Annotated in this window: 18 protein-coding genes; 9 read left to right on the top strand and 9 right to left on the bottom strand. The window is 65.2% G+C overall.

Translation table 11 applies throughout. The features are described from left to right. Window positions 1-526 precede the first annotated feature (526 nt). The 3 genes from AC3A3W_RS02570 to AC3A3W_RS02560 are packed head-to-tail and all read left to right on the top strand — an operon-like array spanning window position 527 to window position 3,797. Window positions 527-1,930, top strand: coding sequence for a DUF6421 family protein (locus AC3A3W_RS02570; RefSeq protein ID WP_487440326.1), 1,404 nt, complete (start codon window positions 527-529; stop codon window positions 1,928-1,930). Next, window positions 1,927-2,685, top strand: a complete 759-nt coding sequence (locus AC3A3W_RS02565; protein WP_487440325.1) for an SDR family NAD(P)-dependent oxidoreductase — start codon at window positions 1,927-1,929, stop codon at window positions 2,683-2,685. Before AC3A3W_RS02570 ends, AC3A3W_RS02565 begins: the two co-directional genes overlap by 4 nt. Beyond that, on the top strand, window positions 2,682-3,797 hold the full coding sequence (locus AC3A3W_RS02560; protein ID WP_487440324.1) for a threonine aldolase family protein: 1,116 nt from the start codon (window positions 2,682-2,684) through the stop codon (window positions 3,795-3,797). The genes AC3A3W_RS02565 and AC3A3W_RS02560 overlap by 4 nt, the downstream gene beginning before the upstream one ends. A gap of 270 nt (window positions 3,798-4,067) precedes the next feature. Here AC3A3W_RS02560 and AC3A3W_RS02555 read toward each other — a convergent pair whose 3' ends face one another. Next, window positions 4,068-4,463: a DUF4383 domain-containing protein gene (locus AC3A3W_RS02555; RefSeq protein ID WP_487440323.1), complete on the bottom strand. Its 396-nt coding sequence runs from the start codon at window positions 4,461-4,463 to the stop codon at window positions 4,068-4,070. A gap of 234 nt (window positions 4,464-4,697) precedes the next feature. Between AC3A3W_RS02555 and AC3A3W_RS02550 the strand changes: the two genes are divergently transcribed. After that, a complete protein-coding gene (locus tag AC3A3W_RS02550) occupies window positions 4,698-6,017 on the top strand; it encodes a cell division protein PerM (protein WP_487440335.1) in 1,320 nt (439 codons plus the stop codon). Between the two features lie 19 nt (window positions 6,018-6,036). Here AC3A3W_RS02550 and AC3A3W_RS02545 read toward each other — a convergent pair whose 3' ends face one another. Next, entirely contained in the window at window positions 6,037-6,477 is a 441-nt protein-coding gene (locus tag AC3A3W_RS02545) for a hypothetical protein (protein WP_487440322.1), read from the bottom strand. Window positions 6,478-6,516: 39 nt separating this feature from the next. On the opposite strand from AC3A3W_RS02545, the gene purN reads away from it, so the two are divergent. Both purN and AC3A3W_RS02535 read left to right on the top strand, forming a co-directional pair. After that, window positions 6,517-7,104, top strand: a complete 588-nt coding sequence (purN, locus tag AC3A3W_RS02540; protein WP_487440321.1) for a phosphoribosylglycinamide formyltransferase — start codon at window positions 6,517-6,519, stop codon at window positions 7,102-7,104. A gap of 144 nt (window positions 7,105-7,248) precedes the next feature. Then, complete coding sequence (locus AC3A3W_RS02535) at window positions 7,249-8,019, top strand: collagen-like triple helix repeat-containing protein (protein ID WP_487440320.1); 771 nt, start codon at window positions 7,249-7,251, stop codon at window positions 8,017-8,019. Between the two features lie 96 nt (window positions 8,020-8,115). On the opposite strand, the gene AC3A3W_RS02530 is transcribed toward AC3A3W_RS02535, so the two are convergent. Then, window positions 8,116-9,468 carry an MFS transporter gene (locus tag AC3A3W_RS02530; RefSeq protein ID WP_487440319.1) on the bottom strand — a complete coding sequence of 451 codons (1,353 nt, stop codon included), beginning with the start codon at window positions 9,466-9,468 and terminating at the stop codon, window positions 8,116-8,118. 154 nt (window positions 9,469-9,622) lie between these two features. On the opposite strand from AC3A3W_RS02530, the gene purH reads away from it, so the two are divergent. Beyond that, entirely contained in the window at window positions 9,623-11,293 is a 1,671-nt protein-coding gene (gene purH / locus AC3A3W_RS02525; protein ID WP_487440318.1) for a bifunctional phosphoribosylaminoimidazolecarboxamide formyltransferase/IMP cyclohydrolase, read from the top strand. 65 nt (window positions 11,294-11,358) lie between these two features. Here purH and AC3A3W_RS02520 read toward each other — a convergent pair whose 3' ends face one another. Further along, window positions 11,359-11,553 (bottom strand): hypothetical protein, encoded by a 195-nt coding sequence (locus AC3A3W_RS02520; RefSeq protein ID WP_487440317.1) that lies wholly within the window; start codon window positions 11,551-11,553, stop codon window positions 11,359-11,361. Continuing rightward, on the bottom strand, window positions 11,534-12,550 hold the full coding sequence (locus AC3A3W_RS02515) for a trypsin-like serine peptidase (protein ID WP_487440316.1): 1,017 nt from the start codon (window positions 12,548-12,550) through the stop codon (window positions 11,534-11,536). The genes AC3A3W_RS02520 and AC3A3W_RS02515 overlap by 20 nt, the downstream gene beginning before the upstream one ends. 372 nt (window positions 12,551-12,922) lie before the next feature. Here AC3A3W_RS02515 and AC3A3W_RS02510 point away from each other — a divergent pair, with 372 nt between their 5' ends. Beyond that, complete coding sequence (locus AC3A3W_RS02510) at window positions 12,923-15,142, top strand: NADP-dependent isocitrate dehydrogenase (RefSeq protein ID WP_487440315.1); 2,220 nt, start codon at window positions 12,923-12,925, stop codon at window positions 15,140-15,142. A 108-nt stretch (window positions 15,143-15,250) separates the two neighbouring features. Here AC3A3W_RS02510 and AC3A3W_RS02505 read toward each other — a convergent pair whose 3' ends face one another. Next, window positions 15,251-16,147, bottom strand: coding sequence for an SRPBCC family protein (locus tag AC3A3W_RS02505; protein WP_487440314.1), 897 nt, complete (start codon window positions 16,145-16,147; stop codon window positions 15,251-15,253). Between the two features lie 261 nt (window positions 16,148-16,408). On the opposite strand from AC3A3W_RS02505, the gene AC3A3W_RS02500 reads away from it, so the two are divergent. After that, window positions 16,409-18,625 (top strand): catalase, encoded by a 2,217-nt coding sequence (locus AC3A3W_RS02500; protein ID WP_487440313.1) that lies wholly within the window; start codon window positions 16,409-16,411, stop codon window positions 18,623-18,625. Window positions 18,626-18,629: 4 nt separating this feature from the next. On the opposite strand, the gene AC3A3W_RS02495 is transcribed toward AC3A3W_RS02500, so the two are convergent. From AC3A3W_RS02495 to AC3A3W_RS02485, 3 genes are all read right to left on the bottom strand, one after another. Continuing rightward, window positions 18,630-19,133 carry a mucin-associated surface protein gene (locus tag AC3A3W_RS02495; RefSeq protein WP_487440312.1) on the bottom strand — a complete coding sequence of 168 codons (504 nt, stop codon included), beginning with the start codon at window positions 19,131-19,133 and terminating at the stop codon, window positions 18,630-18,632. Beyond that, window positions 19,130-20,290 carry a serine/threonine-protein kinase gene (locus AC3A3W_RS02490; RefSeq protein ID WP_487440311.1) on the bottom strand — a complete coding sequence of 387 codons (1,161 nt, stop codon included), beginning with the start codon at window positions 20,288-20,290 and terminating at the stop codon, window positions 19,130-19,132. Before AC3A3W_RS02490 ends, AC3A3W_RS02495 begins: the two co-directional genes overlap by 4 nt. Window positions 20,291-20,506: 216 nt before the next feature. Then, window positions 20,507-21,312: hypothetical protein (locus tag AC3A3W_RS02485; RefSeq protein ID WP_487440310.1), on the bottom strand; the 806-nt coding region annotated here is incomplete at its 5' end.

The raw sequence follows: 21,312 nt of genomic DNA, 5'->3' as shown, positions 1-21,312 counted from the left end.
CTGAACCGGAGCAAAGACCGGTTTCAGGGGTGTCGGGAGCAATAGCCCGATCACTTATTTGCGTGTGGGAGCCAAGTCCCATGGTGCCTCCGAAAAGGTAGCTGAGGTGAATTTGAGCCTTCCGGAGCCCCCGGGCCGGGAAGGATGGTGATCAAGCTAACACACGTAAAGGAAGCGACATTTGGCGTGGCGAATGTTGCACGTCCGACGGGTCAAGTCCTTACGCATAGGCGTGGGTTAGCCGAGCTGAGCGTAAGAGTTGCTGATTTGGATTCGCCCGGTGACTAAGCAGCTCTGATGATCTGCTATGGCAGGCGACCGACGTTGAAGCAGCGTTATCGGGATGCTCCGAGGTTCAACTCCTACTGGATGCCCTAAGGCCATCCGACCTTAAGGCCAGGCGCAGGCATAGTGCTGAAGAGCGGGGCCCGAGCAAAAGTATTTCTTATGCATGCCGAAAGAATCCTTCACAGATGCTTACGCACTGCTAGCTTCTTCAGGAATCCCCTCAACGGAAGGAACGAGCATGTCTGTAATCGCAAACCCGGAAGTGACAACCACGCGGGCAGAAGACGTCAAGGCGCTCCCCGCATGGCAGGCTCTGAAGGCTGCCGTCATCGGGCTGCAGCAGGTTCAAGTGCAGGACGGTTCCGTTCCGGAACCCGCTGACCATGACCAGGCCCGCCAGAGTGTCGGCATCATCACTGACTCAATCAGCGACCTGCGCCCCCACCTCCCTCACGACACGGACTACCTTGAACTGCTCGTGCAGGACTTCCAGCGGTGGGCGGCCGGGGGCTTCGTCGTACCGGATTTTCTCGACTCACTGGTAGCCTTCCACCCCGAGCAGTGGCGCATCGACGGGCTACCGCACCTGGTTGTGTTCCCCATGTACACGCAGAACGGCAGCACCAACCGCTACTTCGAGGCCGTCCTCATCGAGGTCATCTGGCCTTCCTTCGTCGCTGAACTGGAGGCAGCAAACTACTCCAACAAGCTGTTCGTCCCCATCAGCTTCGTCGATTTCACACCCGGATATGACACGAACTCCGCGGTTCTCTTCCCCGAGAGCGTTGCGGTCCGGAGCACCCCCTCCTTCACTTGGGGAGGCATTTTCGCGGACCGCGAAGCTGCCCGGTTCCGTCGCGTCCTAAAAGCTGCTGCCGACATCACTTCCCTCGACCTGCCGGCTGACGCCGCAGAATTCATCAACGACCAACACCTCACGGAGAAGACCTTCGTGATGTGGGATCTGATCCATGACCGGACCCACATGCGCGGTGACCTGCCCTTTGACCCGTTTATGATCAAGCAGCGGATGCCGTATTTCCTGTACTCCCTGGAGGAGCTCCGCTGTGACCTGACCGCCTTCCGCGAATCCGTCCTCATCGAGCGGGACGAAACGGCTTCCGAGGACGCCCGCAAGCACGCCAAGCTGGTCCAGTACGCCGTGATCTTCGATCGCATTTTCCGCTTCGCAATCACCGGGAACCGGGTCCGTAACTACGACGCCGTGGGCGGCCAATTGCTGTTCGCCTGGATGCACCAGCACCGGGTCCTGCACTGGACCGATGGGAAGTTGAGCATCGACTGGAAGGACGTCGCCGGCGTGGTCGTCGAGCTGGGTCTTCGCATCGAGGAACTCTACTGGCGTTCAATCGACCGGCCGAAGACCGCACACTGGCTGGCTGCCTATGAGCTCGTCTCGGAAACCCTCACCCCCCACCCGGCCTCCGTGTGGGCCAAGGGACCGGAAGCCCTTCCGCTCGACGGCCCTCTCCGGGATCTGACGGACCAGATCCTTGATGACGAATTCCCCCTGTCGATGTTCTACGAAGCACTGGAGAAGAAGATGTCCTCGGTCATTGAATCAACTGCCGGGATCACCGGTAAGAGCCCTGTGAAGACTGAGGGCGAGGCGGGCGCATGAGCCAGGACCTCTCGGGGCGTACGGTCGTCGTCGCTGGTTCGACAAGCGCCGCCGGCGTCGCGGTAGTCCGCACCCTCTCGCAAGCAGGGGCACGGGTGGCTGCCGTGGACATTCTTGAGGACCGAGTGCAGGAGCTCTCGGAAGCCTACGACAACGTCACGGGCTATGTCTGCAACCTCGCGGACCTGCAATCCGTTGAGGACTTGGCGACGTCTGTCCGGAACGATCTGGGTTCCGTGGACGGCCTTATCCATCTTGTAGGAGGGTGGCGAGGCGGTACCGGAATTAAAGACCAGACGGATGACGACTGGGACTTCCTGCACACCAGCGTCCTCACCACCCTGAGGAACACCAGCCGCGCTTTTTACCATGACTTGGCTACCTCGCCTGCGGGTCGCCTGGCCATCGTTTCCGCACAGTCCGCCTCCTCGCCGACAGCGGGCGGCGCCGCCTATGCCGCCGTCAAGTCCGCCGCCGAGGCATGGACCCTGGCCGTGGCCGACGGATTCCGGCATCTGCAGGGAGGAGACGAAAGCCCCCTCTCCGCTCAGCACTCAGCCGCCTTGGTCTTCGTCGTCAAGGCTCTGGTCGATGACAGGATGCGCGCAGCCCAGCCGGAACGGAAATTTCCGGGCTTCACCGATGTCAGTGTCCTTGCCGACGCTGTACGGCGGATCTTCGACCTGGAGGCAGAACACATCAACGGGCAGCGCTTGCCCCTCACGGCCGGCCACCTCGTGGGTGCACCGGCATGAGCGTCAGCGTCGATACCAAAGCAGTCGTCCCGCAGGTACTGGCGGGGCGCCTGCACGACCCGGCATACCGGGGCTTCGCCTCGGATAACTACGCCGGGGCTCACGCCGAAATCATCGAAGCAGTTCAGGCAGCCAACGAAGGCCACGTCACCGCATACGGCGAAGATGTCTACTCAGCAGCGCTTCAAGAGGTCATCCAGTCCCACTTCGGGGCAGCTGCTACCGCATATCCGGTCTTCAATGGAACAGGGGCCAATGTCCTTGCCCTGCAAGCCCTGCTCCCGCGGTGGGGCGCTGTCATCTGCGCAGCAACAGCGCATATCAATACCGACGAAAACGGTGCCCCGGAACGGATTGGCGGAGTAAAGCTCCTCCCGATCCCCACACCGGATGGCAAACTCACCCCGGAATTGATCGACGCCGAAGCTTGGGGGTGGGGAGACGAGCATCGGGCGCAACCGCTGGTCGTATCGATCACCCAGACCACCGAATTGGGCACCTGCTACACGCCGGAAGAAATCCAACGGATCGCTGAACACGTCCATGCGAAGGGAATGAAATTGCACATGGACGGAGCGAGGCTGGCCAACGCTGCAGCACATCTCGGGCTTCCTTTGCAGGCATTCACCACCGACGTCGGTGTCGACGTCCTGTCTTTTGGCGGAACCAAAAACGGGCTGCTGTTCGGCGAAGCCGTTATCTGGCTCAACCCACAGTCCGACCCAGGCATGAGCTACCTGCGCAAGATGAACATGCAGCTTGCCTCAAAGATGCGTTTCGTCTCTGCGCAACTCGTAGCCCTGCTAACGGATGGGTTGTGGCTGCGGTCCGCCAGTCACGCCAATGAGATGGCTCAGCGTCTCAGCGAAGGAATCTCGGCGATCAACGGCGTCTCGCTGACGCAAGCAACACAGTCCAATGGTGTCTTTGCCGTCCTTCCACCCGGGGCAGCAGCGAAAGTCCGGGAATCCTTCCGTTTCTATGACTGGGACCAAGCACGCGGCGAAGTCCGGTGGATGTGCTCCTGGGACACCACCGAAACCGACGTCCACTCTCTCGTGGCTGCAGTTGAGGCTGCCGTAGGCTCCCCAGCTTCGCAACGAAACATCTAAAGGAGATTTAACCGCCAACCACTGGCTGTACTTTCCAGCGGGCGCGGTCTCAAGAGGCCGCGCCCGCGTCATCGTCGGGAAGAAACAAAAGGAGGAGCACCCGTACTCGCCCACTCGATTCACACAACCGGGCGCCGTCGGCCTTTAACGCAAAGCTGGTGCAGCTGCCCGCCAACTTGCGCGGGACACCTGCACCAACCGGTAGTACGAATACTCAGATTAGATATCTACTCATTCGCGGCTCCTAATCCCGGCGTTCGCGTTCCGGGTTTATTTCCGGTCATCGGCCAGATGCCGCGAGAACATCCAGCCGGCGGCAATCATGAGAACACCCGCCACCATCAGGGTCCAGCTATCTGTCATGTTCAGCGACAGGAAATTGGCCGCCGAACCCACTCCGACACTGAGCCCGTAGATGCTGAGGATGATGTACAGTGCACCGGCGCCCATAAGGAACCTGCGCGCACCCATTTCACTGCGGGACATGGCCCAGCCGGTTCCGCCGATGACCAGCTGCACAATGTTGAGCAGCATGGAAACCTGGAACAGGCCAAACAACATGGCGTGCGAATCAGGCCCAACGAACATCAGTTCGCCATACCGTGCGGTGATGCCCGGGATGAACCCGAGGATACCTACCGCCAACGCGAGAATACCAACACCCATGCCAACGTTCTGGACGTCCGTCCGACCAAAGTGAACGCCGTGTGCATGTGGGGATGCGGTAGTCATTTTCTGCCTCCAACCACTGATTGCGGACAACCTAATTTTACGTCTGTGCCCGGCAAAAAGCGCTGGCGGACGCCCCCGCCAACGCGCGCGGGCTTTCCCCGGGCTTTCTCCGCCGAAGAGCCTGTCGGAAACGGCCGGGCAAGGGCGCCCATGGCACGATGGACCACGATGAAACTGCGCGCTGATCAGACCGGAGACCGTGGCCTTCCCATGCCCTTGTGGCTACAGGGCGGGCTGGAGTCGGCCCAGGCCGCAATCATTTCCGCCCTGGTGGTCATTGCCCCGATTGCCGCGGTTTGGGCAACCTCCGGTTTCAGCGAGACGCAGTTCGACGCCTTGGCGCGCCTCGCCGGCCAGGCCTGGCTGGTCATTCACGGGGTGCCCCTGTACCTCAGCACCGTCGTCGAAGGTGCCGCGGCCAGGCCGGAATCGGGCACCCTCTCGCTCATCCCGCTGGGCCTGACGGTCATTCCATTCCTGCTCGCGTGGCGGGCCGGCCGTCGCTTGGCCCGCGCCTCCTATACGGACCAGCTCTGGCAGGCGCTGCTGGGCTCCTGGCTGGTTTATGCGGGATTCGGCATCACCACCGGATTCGTGTGCCGCACCGACGACGTCGGGGTGTTCCTCTGGTGGGCCGCGCTGCTGCCGCTGGTTCCCTTTGCGCTGGGCATGGTGATCGGCGCCCGTCGGGAGGCCGGTTCGTGGAGCCGGCTGATCGGCGTCGACGCCGTGGACTGGATCGCACGGACCAGCCAGCACTCACGCTGGGCCGGCTCCTACCTGGCCTCCGCCGCCAAGGCCGGCTTCGTGGCCCTCATGGCCGCGATGGCGCTGTCCTCGGCCCTGCTGGCGGTTGACCTCATCATTCACTGGAACCTCGTGGTGGCAGTCTACGAAGCGCTCGACGCCGGGGCGGTAGGAGGCGCGGCGCTCACCCTCGCGCAGCTCGGCTTCATTCCCAATCTCGCCGTCTTCGCGCTCGCCTGGGTGTCCGGCTCGGGCTTCGCCCTCGGCGCAGGCTCCCATGTCGGGCCGCTGGGCACGGCCGTGGGTCCCCTTCCGTCCATTCCCGTCCTGGCGGCCATTCCGTCCGGACCCCTCGATTACGGCTTCGTGGCACTGGTGGTGCCGGTCCTCGCCGGCGTACTGGCCGGGTGGTGGTTCCTGCGCGAGGGGGAGAACCACTTTGACGAGTGGCTCTCCATCAAGGTGCGCGTCCGGTGGCTCACGGCTGCCGCCTCCACACTGGTTTTAGGCATCATCGTCGGAGCCGCCACCGGCCTGCTGGCCGGCGTGCTGGCCAGCATCACGCACGGTTCGGCCGGAATCGGCCGCCTCAACGACATCGGACCCGACCCGCTGCGGACGGCAGTCTGGGTGGCCGCGGAAGCGGGCATCGGCGTCGTCATCGGTTACGCAGCAGGACCGTGGCTGGAACGCCGGCAGGAGCTGCGGGAGGCAGATCTCGGGGCAGCCCCCGGCAAGTAAAAGTCAGCGCCGGAAGCGGTTAGCGGCCTGGCTGGAACTGGCCGGGCATGGAGTTTTCGAGCTGGACCCGGCAGTCGTTGCTCGCCTGGCTGGTCAGGGCATGCCGGGCGCACTGCTGATAGTCGCGCACCTGGTTGAAGAACAGGGCAGAGACCAGGACCAGCAGCACCATCACGGCGGATACGGCCAGGCCGGAGATGGACCCGAACAGCACCAGCTTGGACTCCTTGAGCCGGACCGCGCGGATGAGCACGATGATCCCAAGAATTACGCCGGCAGCGGTCAGGATTGCTGTCAGCCAGAGGTAGGTGAGGTCGAGCTGGAAAACGAAGAACGAGCCCAGCACCGCCACGATGAACATGCGGAACAGGGTGTGTGTTTTGAGCAGCGAGGTCTTTGCGGCCTCGCTGAGCGGACGTTTGGTCCGCTGTGACCCGTCGGGGCCGGGAGTGGGGTTCATGTTTTCCAGCCTACGCGAGCGGCCACCTAAGCTGGTGCTATGCGCATCGTAGTCCTCGTCTCCGGAACCGGCTCCAACCTCCAGGCTGTCATCGACGCTGTAGAAGCGGGGGAGTTGGACGTGGAGATCGCGGCAGTGGGCGCGGACCGGCCCGGCACGTACGGAGTGGAGCGGTCAGCCGCGGCGGGCATCGACACCTTCGTGGTGGACTTCAAGGCCTACGCGGACCGGGCCGCCTGGAACGCAGCACTGACCGAGGCGGTGGAGGCTTACCAGCCGGACATCGTGGTGTCCTCGGGATTCATGCGCATTGTGAGCCCGGAGTTCATCGATGCTTTCGACGGGAAATACCTCAACACGCACCCCGCGCTGCTTCCTTCCTTCCCCGGCGCCCATGGCGTCCGGGATGCCCTGGCGTATGGCGTGAAGGTGACAGGCTGCACCGTGCACTGGGCCGACGCCGGAGTGGACACCGGCCCCATCATCGCCCAGGAAGCCGTGGCCATAGAGGATGGCGACACCGAGGAGACCCTGCACGAACGGATCAAGATTGTGGAGCGCAGGCTCCTGGTGTCGACTCTCGCGTCCCTCGCCGCGGAGTACGCCGCCGCACGAAACCGAGTATGAAAAGCGAGTAGTTCGCACGGAGAACCGGGTATACGCCGCAAAAAGACGGGTAGCCGGAAGCACCTCCCTACGCTGGTTGGGGGCCGGATCCGCACCTTACGCTGACACAGTCTTATTCAGCGTTGTCCTTCCAGGAGGTCTCCCGTGTCGCAATTCAGCTTTGCCAAAACCAGTCCAAAGGTGTTGTGCCTTTCCGTCGCCCTTGTCCTCGGGACAGGAGCCGCGACGGCCGTCTATGCTGCGTCAACGACGTCGGCAGCCGGCCAGATCAACGCCTGTTATAGCAACAACAATGGAGGCCAGGTCCGGATTCTCTCCGCTGGGGCCACCTGCGATACCAAGAAAGAGACGCCGATCTCCTGGAATATCCAGGGCATTCAAGGCGTAGAAGGCATCCAGGGCATCCAGGGGGAAAAGGGCGACACCGGTGAAACCGGAGCGCAGGGCATCCAGGGGGAGACCGGGGCGACCGGTGAAACCGGCGCGCAGGGTATCCAGGGCGAGAAGGGCGACACCGGCGAGACCGGAGCGCAGGGTATCCAGGGGGAGAAAGGCGACGCCGGAGCGACTGGTGCGACCGGCGCACAGGGCATCCAGGGGGAGAAGGGTGACACCGGGGCGACCGGTGCGACCGGCGCCGTCGGTCCCGTTGGAGCCACCGGCGCTACGGGAGCCACCGGCGCTGCCGCTTCCACGAGCGTTTCCGTGGTGCCAGTGACCGGGACCGGCCTCACCGTTTCAGCGCTGTGCCCCGCCGGCAAAGTTGCCATAGGCGGCGGGTACAGCGGCCTGCTGACGGGTTCCAGCAACCAGGTGACGGCGAGCCGGCCGGTCGCTTCCGGGCAGCAGACCGGCTGGTCGGTGACTCAGACCAGGGAGGTCGCCCTCACCGTCCACGTCACCTGCATCCAGTAGGTCCGCCTCGTTGTGCATCACTTGTGGCGGTTCCAGCCGGCGAAGTCAGTCGGTACGAACCGCCACAAGTGGACGCGCATCGAACCAGGACGGGCGCTACTCGAGGCGGCGCTGCCTGGTCTCGGGGGAGAAGAACATCATCCACAGCACGGCCAGCAGGACCAGCCCGCCGGCGAGGGCGAACGACGTTGCCAGGCCCAGCTCCGGCCAGAAGTAGTTGGCGAAAATCAGCGGCCCGAAGCCCGCGCCCAGCCGGGAGAACGTCGACGCCCAGCCGAAGCCCGATCCCCTCAGCTCGGTCGGGTACAGCTCGGAGACGTAGGCGTAGAGGACCGGGATTGCCACCTGCACCACGAAGCCGAAGGCCAGCAGCCAGAACACGGCCGCCGTCGGAATGTCCACCACGAAGGCCACGATTACCAGTGTCAGCGCTGACAGCGGGCCGGTGATGGCCAGCAGCCATTTGCGGCCCACCCGCTCCACGAGCAGCGCAGCTGCCACGACCCCAAGAAGCCCGACGGCGGCCATCCCCGCCGTCGTCAGGAATGCCTTGTACTCGGCGAAACCGGCGCCGATCAGGATCCGCGGCATCCAGGTCAGGGACAGGTAGTAGACGAGGAGGATGCTGAAGAACAGGCCCCAGGCGGCGGCGGTGATTTTCCAGTTGAATGCCCAGACGCCGACCAGCTGCTGCCAGGCGCTGCCTGCCGAAAGCCGCGGTACGGCCTGCGGATCGGGCAGGCTGTAGGCGCGCGGTTCGGCGCCGGTGGCCTGGACCAGGTCGTCGATGACCTTGGCCGCCTCCTCGCGGCGGCCTTTGCGGATAAGGAAAAGGGGAGATTCGGGAACGCTGCGGCGCACCCAGAACACGAGCAGGGCCGGCAGCACCATCACCACCATCGTCAGCCGCCAGTCCGCGAACACAGCCACCAGCCCGGCCGATACAAAACCGCATAACGCGGCGCCCACGGGCCACCAACCGTCCATGGCGGTGAGGACCCGGCCCCGCTGCCTGCGCGGTGTGAACTCGCCCACCAGTGCATAGTCCACCGGTATGCAGCCGCCCAGACCAAAGCCCGCCATGAAGCGGAAGAGGCAGAACCAGACGAAGTCGGGGGAGAACGCCCCGAGAACCGTGAAGATCGAGAAGATCAGGAGCGTGGCGGTGAAGGCCTTCTTGCGGCCAATCGTGTCCGCGATGGTGCCCCAGACAAACGCACCGAGGGCCATGCCGATCAGGTTGGCCGTGCCGATCCAGCCGGCCTCGCCGGGGGTGAGCTGCCAGTGGGACGACAGCAGCGGAATCAGGATGCCGTTCAGCGTCACGTCCCAGGCATCAAACATGAACCCAAGACCGCCAATCAGAAAGATCCGGCCCTGTACCTTCCAACGCCACGGCAGTTCCTGGACTACCTGCTCGCCGCTGGGCACAGCGGTGTAAATGTTCATCTCGGCCTCCTGTTTAAACCTTACGTTGCGGCTGGCCGGACTTGTGCCGGCTTCACACTCGGGCAGCGCAGGAAAACCGGCTTCTGTGACGCGATAAACTGGCGATATCCCCACCAACCGCGGCATGCCGCCGCGCGATACGACGGAGACTTTTGTGACCCTGACGCAGCTTGACCGTGTTCCCATCCGCCGAGCCCTGATCTCGGTCTACGACAAGACCGGCCTGGAGGAGCTGGCTAAGGGCCTGCACGCCGCAGGCGTCAGGATCGTCTCCACGGGCTCCACCGCCAAGAAGATTGCCGAAGCGGGCATCCCGGTCCAGGAAGTCGAGGAAGTCACTGGCTCTCCGGAAATGCTGGACGGCCGCGTCAAGACCCTGCACCCCCGGGTCCACGGCGGCATCCTTGCGGACCGCCGCGTTCCGGCCCACATGGAAACCCTCAAGAGTATGGAGATCGAGGCGTTCGACCTCGTGGTCGTCAACCTTTACCCGTTCGTGGAGACCGTCAAGTCGGGTGCCGCGCAGGACGACGTCGTGGAGCAGATCGACATCGGAGGCCCAGCGATGGTGCGCTCCGCCGCGAAGAACCACGCCGCCGTCGCCATCGTGGTGGATCCCCGGTTCTACGGCGACGTCGTCCGCGCCGCCGCTGAAGGCGGCTTCGACCTGAAGACCCGCCAGCGGCTCGCGGCCAAGGCGTTCGCGCACACCGCCACCTACGACAACGCGGTGGCCACCTGGACCGCCAGCCAGTTCCTCGACGAGGACGGCGACGGCGTGATTGACTGGCCGTCCTACGCCGGACTGGCGCTGGAGCGCTCCGAGGTCCTGCGCTACGGCGAAAACCCGCACCAGCAAGCCGCGCTGTACGTCGACAAGGCGGCACCCGCTGGCATCGCCCAGGCCGACCAACTGCACGGCAAGGCCATGAGCTACAACAACTTCGTGGACGCCGATGCCGCCCTCCGCGCCGCGTTCGACTTCGCCGAACCTGCCGTGGCCGTCATCAAGCACGCCAACCCGTGCGGCGTAGCCGTCGGTTCCGCTGACGCCGCCGACCCGATCGCGGACGCCCATGCCAAGGCGCACGCCTGTGACCCCGTTTCCGCCTTCGGTGGGGTCATCGCGGCCAACCGAACCGTGACCGCCGGCATGGCACGCACCGTGGCCGGCATTTTCACGGAAGTGGTCATCGCCCCGGGCTTCGAGCCGGAAGCCGTGGAGATCCTTTCCAAGAAGAAGAACATCCGCCTGCTGGCGCTGCCCGAGGGCTATGACCGCTACCCGGCAGAAATCCGGCAGGTTTCCGGCGGCGTGCTCGTCCAGGTCACCGACAAGGTGGACGCCGAGGGCGATGACCCGGCCAACTGGACCCTTGCCGCCGGGGAAGCCGCCGACGACGCCACCCTGGCCGACCTCGCCTTCGCCTGGACCGCCTGCCGCGCCGCCAAGTCCAACGCCATCCTGCTCGCCGACAACGGTGCCGCAGTGGGCATCGGCATGGGCCAGGTCAACCGTCTTGACTCCTGCAAGCTGGCCGTCGAGCGCGCCAACACGCTCGGCGTGACGGTGAGCTCGGATGTGGACGGCGCTGGCGGCGCCTCCAACGCCGACGCCGGCGGCGCGCCGGAGCGTGCCCGCGGCGCCGTTGCAGCCTCCGACGCGTTCTTCCCGTTCGCGGACGGCCTGCAGATCCTGATCGACGCCGGCGTCCGCGCCGTAGTGCAGCCCGGCGGCTCCGTCCGCGACGACGAAGTCATCGCCGCGGCCAACGCGGCGGGCATCACGATGTACTTCACCGGAGCGCGCCACTTCTTCCACTAGTCCCACCGCCTCAGACGACGGCGGCTGCCCCCTCAAGGGGACAGCCGCCGTCGTCGTCAATTCAGTTAGTCCGCGTCCGCTTCCGGGTCATCGTCCGGGCCGGCCTCAGGCTCTGCAGGACTGATCTCGCGCGGTTTCGCTTCAGCCATGCGCTCCGGCGTCCAGTACGCCAGGATTTCTTCCGGAGCCTGGCTGACCTCGGAGTGGCTGACGTGGTCCTCCTGAGGCAGCGGTCCGTCCTTACCTGGCGGCTGCTGCACGGTCGTAGACCTGCTGGATGACCGATCCCCAGTACGGGGAGTACATCGCGGTGGAGCGGCTGCCGTAACCATAGCTGTTGACGGAGTTCTGGAAGCCCAAGGGGCTATCTGTGCCGTCAGACAGGAACCAGGGGCCGCCAGAGGACCCGCCGGTCATGTCGCAGGGAATGCCCTGCGTCTCGAACTGCGGGTTCAGGGCATCATTGCCCGCTTTCCCGTAGCAGCTGACGAGGGTCTTGCCGGTGAACGGCGCTGCCGCCGGGTAACCGAACGCCTTGTACGTCAGTCCCCGCGACTGGTTGAACACCACGCCCGTGGCACCGGCCACGTCGGCGAGCTTCTTGCCGTCGACCTCGGCCACCACCGCGAAACCGGTGTCGTACCGGATGTTGCCGTCGGTGCTCCATTCCTTGGGTGCAAACAGTTCCTTGGCCGGCCATTTGCCCAGGGGAGCCGCGCCGTCCTTGTAGGCCGGTACGAAAACGAAGTTTGTGGCGAAGGCGCCCGGTCCCTGGTTGAGGCAGTGCCCGGCGGTGGAGACGGTGCTCTTGTTGGCCGAGGCCACGGAGTTGCCGGAGCAGACGTAGTTGGCCCCTCCCAGCGTGAAGAAGACCTTGCCGATGTGGTCCACGGGCGCTTCGTCTTTGTGCAGAGGGGCTGTCTTACCTTTACGGGACGTGCCCGCGATCTTGGTGAGGGAGCCCTGCTCCGTGAGTCCGGCGACGCCGTTGCCCTTGCTGACCTGCCACGGAACGTGGACCTGCCGGGCCACGGCCTTCGCTGCGAGGACATCGCCGGGAACAGCGGCCTGCATGCGTTCGGGCGTCCAGTAATCTGCCGCGGTTGACGTGGCGAGGGTGGTGCTGGCGATCTGCGGCTGCACGGGATCCTGCGCCTTTGCAGGGGAAGCCGTTGCGCCGCCTGCCGCGGAGAGCGTCAGCAGCAATCCCGTGGAGAAGCTCACGAGGCTAGTGGCCAGAGACTTCTTGCTCGTCATTGTGGTCCTACCTATCGGGTGGGCGCCGTGATGATGCGCCTGTGAAGGATTGAGGCTACCCGGACATGACAAGCTTTGTAAAAGACGTTTGAAGTTATGTGTTCCAGGTAGGGGTAGTGCTGTTCCGCCCCTGCCGCAACGGGGGTTCCAGCCAAGTTCAGCCGGTTAAGCGGTTTTCTGTCATGAGCTAAAGATAGGGGTACGCGGCGCCCGGGACAATGGAAGGGCGGCCCCAAGTTCACTGCTGACATACGTCACCAAGGTGATCCGGGCCACCTTGGTGGGGTGCTGCATGGCGTCCTCGGGTAAGTTAAGGGGTGGTGAAATAGACCGGATTCCACATACAGCCGACCTCCAGGGAGACGCCCGAGCATGGCCAAAATTATCTATACCCACACCGACGAAGCGCCGATGTTGGCAACATATTCGTTCCTGCCGATCGTCGAGGCATTCGCATCGACCGCAGGTGTGCAGGTGGAGACCCGCGACATTTCGCTGGCCGGCCGCATCATCGCCGTGTTCGGCGACTACCTCACTGAAGAGCAGCAGATCGGTGACGCCCTGGCTGAGCTCGGTGAGCTGGCAAAGACGCCGGAAGCCAACATCATCAAACTTCCCAACATCAGCGCCTCCGTGCCGCAGCTGAAGGCCGCCATTGCCGAACTGCAGGCCCAGGGCTACAAGCTGCCGGACTACCCGGACAACCCGTCCTCCGATGAAGAGACGATCGTTCGCTCGCGCTACGACAAGATCAAGGGCTCCGCCGTGAACCCGGTCCTGCGCGAGGGCAACTCGGACCGCCGCGCGCCGCTGTCCGTGAAGAATTACGCCCGCCAGAATCCCCACTCCATGGGTGCCTGGACGTCCGACTCGAAGACCAACGTGGCCCACATGGAAGCCGACGACTTCCGTTCCAATGAAAAGTCCGTGGTGATCCCGGCCGACGGCACCATCGAGATCCAGCTGGTCCGCGAAGACGGCACCGTCAAGGTCCTGAAGAAGGCCTTCCCGGTCCTTGCCGGCGAAGTAATCGACGGCACCGTGCTGCGGGCGGCCGCCCTTGACGAGTTCCTTGCCGCCCAGGTGGCCCGCGCCAAGGAGGAGGGCATCCTCTTCTCGGCTCACCTGAAGGCGACCATGATGAAGGTCTCGGACCCCATCATCTTCGGCCACGTGGTTAAGGCCTACTTCTCCGAACTCTTCGACACCTACGGCAAGCAGCTTGCCGCCGCCGGCATCAGCCCGAACAACGGCCTCGCCGCAATCCTCAACGGCCTCGAAGAGCTCCCCGAGGACGTCCGCGAAGGCGTCCGTGCGGCCATCACGAAGGGCCTTGAAGAAGGACCCGCGCTGGCCATGGTCGACTCCGACAAGGGCATCACCAGCCTGCACGTTCCCAGCGACATCATCGTCGACGCCTCCATGCCGGCGATGATCCGCACCTCCGGCCACATGTGGGGCCCGGACGGCCAGGAAGCAGACACCCTGGCGGTTCTTCCGGACAGCTCCTATGCCGGCATCTACCAGGTGGTCATCGATGACTGCCGTGCCAACGGTGCCTTCGATCCCACCACCATGGGCACTGTGCCGAACGTGGGTCTCATGGCACAGGCGGCTGAGGAGTACGGCAGCCACGACAAGACGTTCGAAATCCAGGCGCCCGGCAAGGTCCAGATCGTGGACGGCGCCGGAACGGTCCTGGTGGAACACGAGGTTAGCCCCGGCGACATCTGGCGCGCCTGCCAGACCAAGGACCTGCCCATCCGTGACTGGGTCAAGCTGGCCGTCAACCGCGCCCGCGCCTCGCAGACGCCCGCCGTGTTCTGGCTCGACGAGACCCGCGCGCACGACGCCAAGCTCATCGAGAAGGTCCGCGAATACCTGCAGGAGCACGACACCGAGGGCCTGCAGATTGAGATCATGTCTCCGGTGAAGGCCACCGCCTTCACCCTTGAGCGCATCCGCAGGGGCGAAGACACCATCTCTGTCACCGGCAACGTGCTCCGCGACTACCTGACGGACCTGTTCCCGATCCTGGAACTGGGCACCAGTGCCAAGATGCTCTCCATTGTTCCGCTGATCAACGGCGGCGGCCTGTTCGAGACCGGCGCCGGCGGCTCCGCGCCGAAGCACGTCCAGCAGCTTCTCAAGGAGAACCACCTCCGCTGGGACAGCCTCGGCGAATTCCTGGCCCTCGCCGTCAGTTTCGAGCACCTCGCCACGTCCACCGGCAACGCCCGCGCCCAGGTGCTGGCCGGCACGCTGGACCGGGCCACGGGCACGTTCCTGCTGGAGGACAAGTCCCCGAAGCGCAAGGTCGGCGAGCTGGACAACCGAGGCAGCCACTTCTACCTTGCGCTGTACTGGGCCCAGGAACTGGCCAAGCAGACCGAAGACGCAGAGCTGGCAGCCTCCTTCTCTGCGGTCGCTGAGGCCTTGGGCTCCAACGAGGACGCCATCGTTTCCGAACTGCTGGGTGTCCAGGGTTCGCCGGTCGACGTCGGCGGCTACTACCGCCCGGACGCCGAGAAGGCCACCGCTGTCATGCGGCCGTCCGCGACGCTGAACAAGGTCGTCGCCAGCCTGGGCTAAGACCAAAGCAAGCGCCCCGCCACTCGAACGAGCGGCGGGGCGCTTCTGTATTAGCTATTCAGCGCTGACCTTTCGCGTTGACCTTCAGGGGCGGAGGCCCGGCTCCCGCTACCGGTCCGGGGTTTCGTCCCGCCTCGTGTCTCCCAGCCGGGTGTCGTTGCGGGGCTCGCCCGCCTCGCTGTCGCCATACGGAGCGTCGACGGCCATGTCCGGATCCGCATCCACCGGCCTTTCTGTGGCGGCGGCGTCGTACGCGTCGCCTGACTCGTACGTCCGGCCGGGCGTCGCATCCATTCCGGGTCCGGCGGCGTAACCCGTGGTGTCGTCTGCCGCCGAGGGCGCCGTGCCGATGGTTTCATCGCTGGTGCCAGAGGTTCCAGCGGCGTAGCCGCCCAGCCCGGCACCTGCTCCGGTTCCTGCGCCCAGTCCTGCACCGGCTCCGGTTCCTGCGGCACCTGCGCCCAGTCCTGCACCGGCTCCGGTTCCTGCGGCGCCCGCCATGCCGGCCGTTCCGCCGGCTGTCCCGGCGGCCCCTCCCTGACCGTCCACCCCGCCGTCGTGGACGCTCTCACGCCAGGCGCCGGTTTCCGTACCCTGGCTCTCGATGAACTTCTTGAACTTCTTCAGGTCTGAAGCCACCTGGCGGGAGTCGAGACCAACCGCAGCGCCTATTTTCTCTACTGCGGACTCTGGTTCCCAGGTAAGTTCGACGTTTACCTTCGTCTGCTCCGGCCCCAGGGGCTCGAACCACACGGTCCCGGCGTTGCGTGGCTCGTTCAGGCTCTCCCAGGTGACGCGCTGGTCGGGTTCCTGAACGGTGATCTGGGCGTCGTACTGACGTTTGACGCCGGCAATGCTCGTTTCGAAATGGACGGTGGTGTCATCGAGTTGGCGCACCGAGTCAACGCCGCTCATGAAATGTGGGAAGTCCTCAAACTGGGTCCATTGGTTGTAGGCCTTGCTGACTGGGACATCGACATTGATGGATTCCTGCACAGTTGCCATGCGTAGTTCACTCCTTCAGCGAGCGGGCGGGCGGCCCGCGGTTCTGATTGCTGCATCTTGGGTGGAACACCTCCAACGTAGTCCGAAGCGCCAGGCAATTGAAGAGAGCGCCGTGACGGCAGACGCAGAAGAGGACCGATCGCTGCCATGGACTCCGGTTGTGGCACGAGGCCATCTTGCCTAAGGTACTAAGCAGGCTTAGCTTTTGTCTGGTGTACCGCACCGAGCCCCAGCTGCCCCCACGAAAGAGGAGATCTTGTTATGTCCGCAGAGGCCAACATCAACATTCCGGGCGCTCCCTCTCCCGAACCACCCGGCATCGAGGAACCAACCACTCCCCGCGAACCGCTCCCTCCGAAGCCAGACCAGCAGGGGCCCGAAGCCGTGTCGCCGACCGGCACACCCACGGGCGCGCCCGTCAACTCCCGGGCCCAGTCCGGCCAGTACCTCACCACCGCGCAGGGACTGCGGCTCAGGGACACGGACCACTCCCTGAAGGCAGGCTCGCGCGGCCCGACCCTGCTGCAGGACCATCACCTCCGGGAGAAGATCACCCACTTCGACCACGAGCGGATCCCCGAGCGCGTAGTCCACGCCCGGGGCGCAGGAGCCCACGGGATCTTCAGGTCCTATGGAACAGCCAGCAACATCACCAAAGCCGGCTTCCTCGCCAAGGACGTGGAAACTCCGGTCTTCGTGAGATTCTCCACCGTGCTGGGCTCCAGGGGTTCCGCCGACACGGTGAGGGACACCCGGGGGTTTTCCACGAAGTTCTACACCGACGAAGGCACCTACGATCTGGTCGGCAACAACATCCCGGTGTTCTTCATCCAGGACGGCATCAAGTTTCCGGACGTGATCCACGCAGCCAAGCCTCACCCGGACCGCGAAATTCCGCAGGCCCAGAGTGCCCACGACACATTCTGGGATTTCGTCTCGCTGCACACGGAGGCACAGGCGCACACCATGTGGAACATGTCCGACCGCGGTATTCCGCGGTCATACCGGACCATGGAGGGCTTCGGGGTCCACACCTTCCGGCTGGTGGATGATGAGGGCGGCACAACTCTCGTGAAGTTCCACTGGAAACCCAAGCAGGGGGTGCATTCCCTGGTCTGGGAGGAAGCACAGATCATCAACGGCATGGACCCGGACTTCCACCGCCGGGATCTTGCTGACGCCATCGAGGGCGGCGCCTATCCGGAGTGGGAGCTGGGCATCCAGACCTTCCCGGACACTGAGGACCAGATGTTCGAGGGTATCGACCTGCTGGACCCGACAAAGTTCGTGCCCGAGGAACTGGCCCCGGTGCAGCCCGTCGGGCTCATGACGCTCAACGCCAACCCGGTGAACTACTTTGCGGAGACGGAGCAGGTTGCCTTCCACCCGGGACACCTGGTCCCCGGCATCGACGTCACCAACGACCCCCTTCTTCAGGTCCGGCTGTTCTCCTATCTCGATACCCAGATCTCCCGCCTGGGCGGACCCAATTTCGGCCAGATTCCCATCAACCGTCCGCAGGCCCCGGTCAACGATATGTTGCGCGACGGCATGCACCAGACGGCAGTCCATGGGGGAGTGGCGCCCTACCGGCCGAACTCGCTGGACGGCGGCTGCCCGTTCAAGGCAGGGCAGGACCTGGGCGCCTTCGTCGATGTCCCCGAGGCCGTCGTCGAGGCGATCAAGGAGCGGAAGTCGCCGGCTAGCTTCGACGATCACTACAGTCAGGCGCGGCTGTTTTTCCGGAGCCTCACGCCGGTGGAACAGGAACACGTGATTCAGGCCTACACGTTCGAACTCGGCAAGTGCTACGAGAAAGCGATCCGAGAGCGTCAGTTGCTGGCACTGGCGAACATCGACTCCCGGCTGTGCTCCGCGGTGGCACAGGGACTGGGCCTGCCGGCGCCTGACGCCACAGTGGATGTTCCCGACGCCCAGCCCAGCCCGGCTTTGTCCCAGATTGGGCTGGCCTGGCCGGTTGCCGGACGCGTCGTGGGCATCGTCGCGGACGGGACCGCCGATCTTGATGCCGTGCGGGCAGCACGCAAGGAACTCGACGCCGCGGGCATCGTCCCGCTCGTGATCGCCCCTGCCGGCGGCATACTTGGGATCGAGAACGACGGCGGGATCCCGGTTCAGCGGACCTATCTCACCGCGCGCTCCACGGAGTTCGATGCACTCATCGTGGCCGGTTCAGCCGCTCCGGCGAGCGACGCCGAACAGGGCCTCGATGCAAAAGCCGGTGAGCCCGGCTCATCCCTGGATCCCAGGGTGGTGCTGCTGCTGTCCGAGGCCTTCCGCCACGCCAAGGCGATAGGCGCCTGGGGTTCCGGGTCTGCCGCTGTGGATGCCGCGAGCATCCCCCAAGACGCGGCCGGCGTCGTGGTCGGCGAAGCTCCGGACGCCGTGGTGCCGGCGATTCAGGAGCTGCTGGCAGCGCACCGGGTCTGGGAGCGCTTCCCGGCGTCGGGGGCCTAACCGGTTAGTCCTTGTCCTTGCCGGGTGCTTTGGCGTCATCATTGTCCTCGTCCGAATTGCCCTTTCCGGCATTGCCCCGGGCAGGGTCACCGGAGGCGGGAGCAGGCGCGGGGGCAACAACGGCTGGGGTTGGGGCCGAGGCAGCTTTTGCAGCTGCCTCGGCCGCCTTGGCCTTCTTGGCCGCCAGTGCGGCTGCAAGATCGGCACGGACTGCATCGACGGCCGCGGTGATGTTCTGGTGGCGCTTGAACGACACACGGCCGTCGGCAGCGGCGGCGTCGAGGTCGGATGCCAGCTGCTCCAGGGAGGTGAGCGCGGCGGCAGGGTCACTCCCGGCCGCTGCCTTGGTGACAACGAGGGCGCGCTGCTGAAGCTGCGCCGCGGCGTCGGCCCCGAGCTCGGGAACGGCGCCGCCGCAGCCCGTCAGGCCCAGGGCAAGCATGCCCGCGGCGAAGGCAACCGACGCCCGCCGCAGAGCACGCCTCAGGGGGAGGGGGTGCGCTCTCATGGTTCCACGCTCTTTTGCAGCTCCACGAGATGATCGCCCAAGGTGCCGGTCACTGTGGGGTAAGTGACGACGTCGGGCGTTTTAGGTGCCGTCACGGCCACGGTCACCGCGAAAGCGCCTGCGATCAGGGCAGCGGCGGCGACTGCGGAGGCCAGCCAAGCCCGTCGCCCGCGCCTGGGGCTGGCGGAGGGCGTGGCAGTCTCCTCGGCGGCGGCGTCGCGACCTTCCGGGAGAACGGACGGGCGCCGCGTCGGCGGTGCTGGGAGGACGCGAGTGACCTCTTCGGCAACGGTGCCGGGCACATATTCCGGTGAAACCAGCGCCCGGCGCAGGGCGACCTCCAGGTCTGCCGCACTGGGCCGGTCCAGCGGTTCGATGGCTGTCATGGACGTCAGGAGTTGTTGCCACTCCTCCGGGAGGTCCCCGGGAACCTCGGGGGCGCGGTGGAGCCGCGCCACCGCCGATTCCACGGCACTGCCTGGGTATTCCACGGTGCCCTTGACGCATTCCAGCAGCACGAGCCCCAGCGAGTAGATGTCCGTGGCGGGCGAGAGCGGCGAGCCCATCGCCTGCTCGGGGCTGAGGTAGGCAGCAGTTCCCACCATGGTGCCCGTGGCAGTCAGCCGCGTGCCGTCGAGGATCCGGGCAATGCCGAAGTCCGTGAGCTTGGGCCGCACGGGCTCGCCGGGACGTTGCTGGATGAGCAGGATGTTGGCAGGTTTGATGTCGCGGTGGATGATGCCGAGACCATGGACGTACGCCAAGGCGTCGGCGATTCCGGCGCCGATGACGGCGAGCTCGTCGAGCGGAACCCTGCTGTGGCGGAGCCTGCTGCGAAGGTCCTGGCCCTCCACGAGTTCCATGGTGAGGAACGGCCTGGGCTGTTCCGGCACACGGGTGTCCACGCCGGCGTCGAACAGCGTCACGAGGCTCGGGTGGTTGAGCGTCGCGAGGAGTTTGATTTCGGCTTCCTGCCGTTTTAGCTCGTCGGCCTCTGCAGCCTGCGGGGCGAAGAGCTTCAGCGCCACGTCCCGGCCGAGGTTTTCGTCCCGGGCTGTGTAGACCGAAGACATTCCTCCGCGGCCTATTACCTCGCCGAGCCTGTAGCGCCCGTCCAATACAACAGCGGTCGCGCTGCCTGGCGAATCTTCCAACACTTTGCCGTCCTTATCCGCAGTGGGTCCCGTTAAGGGTAATACGGAGGTTGGACGGCGGACGCCGCGGGTATAGAGCGCGGAATCCGAGGTTGGGTGCACGGCCCTGCCAGCGGTCCGGGCTTCGGAGGGTCAAAGACCAGTCGAAGCCGGACCGCCGGCAGGGGTCCGTGATGTTCAGTTGGGCCCGTCCTGTGCGGGCCCAGACTTTTCAGCCGGCTACGCCTTCCTCCTCCGGATGACCATCAGCATCCCAATTGCCAGGAGGGCGAGGGCGAGCGGCAGCAGGGCCGCGTCTGCTCCCGTGTTGGCAAGGGACTGCGTGCCGCTGGACACCTGGCCTGAGGCCAGGGCCGCCTTCTGGACGTTGGCCGCCGCCACCGAGCCGTCTGTAGTCACTGCACCAGCGGGCAGAACCACGATTCCACTTCCACCGGAGACTGCCCCGGTCGCGGAGCCGCCGGTGTTGGCGTCGGTGCCGGTGCCCTGACCGCCGGTGTTGCCGTCGGTGCCGGTGCCCTGACCGCCGGTGTTGCCGTCGGTGCCGGTGCCCTGACCGCCGGTGTTGCCATCGGTGCCGGTGCCGTCCGTGCCGGAGCCGTTGCCTTGCCCGTCAGTGGGGTCGGATCCGGTTCCGGAGCCGTCACCCGGATCCGTTGCCGGTGGTGTCGTGCCCGTATCGGTCCCGAGGTCGATACCCAGATCGACGCCCAAACCAGCAGAGGAATCCGTTCCCGTCCCTAGTCCGACGTTTACGGCACCTTCAGCGGCCGCGCCGTCATCGCCGAGGAGCCCCGATTCGCCAAGGCTGACGTCGACGAGGGCGTCGGCGGTGGTGCCGTTGCCTGTGGCGGTTCCGGTGCCGGTGTTGCCGAGGTTCACGTCAACGAGGGCGTCGGCGGTGGTGCCGTTGCCCGTGGCGGTTCCGGTGCCGGTGTTGCCGAGGTTCACGTCAACGAGGGCGTCGGCGGTGGTGCCGTTGCCCGTGGCGGTTCCGGTGCCGGTGTTGCCGAGGTTCACGTCAA

It is taken from the genome of Arthrobacter sp. Soil_N43 (assembly GCF_057655195.1).
This window is presented reverse-complemented; position numbering and strand designations above follow the sequence as displayed.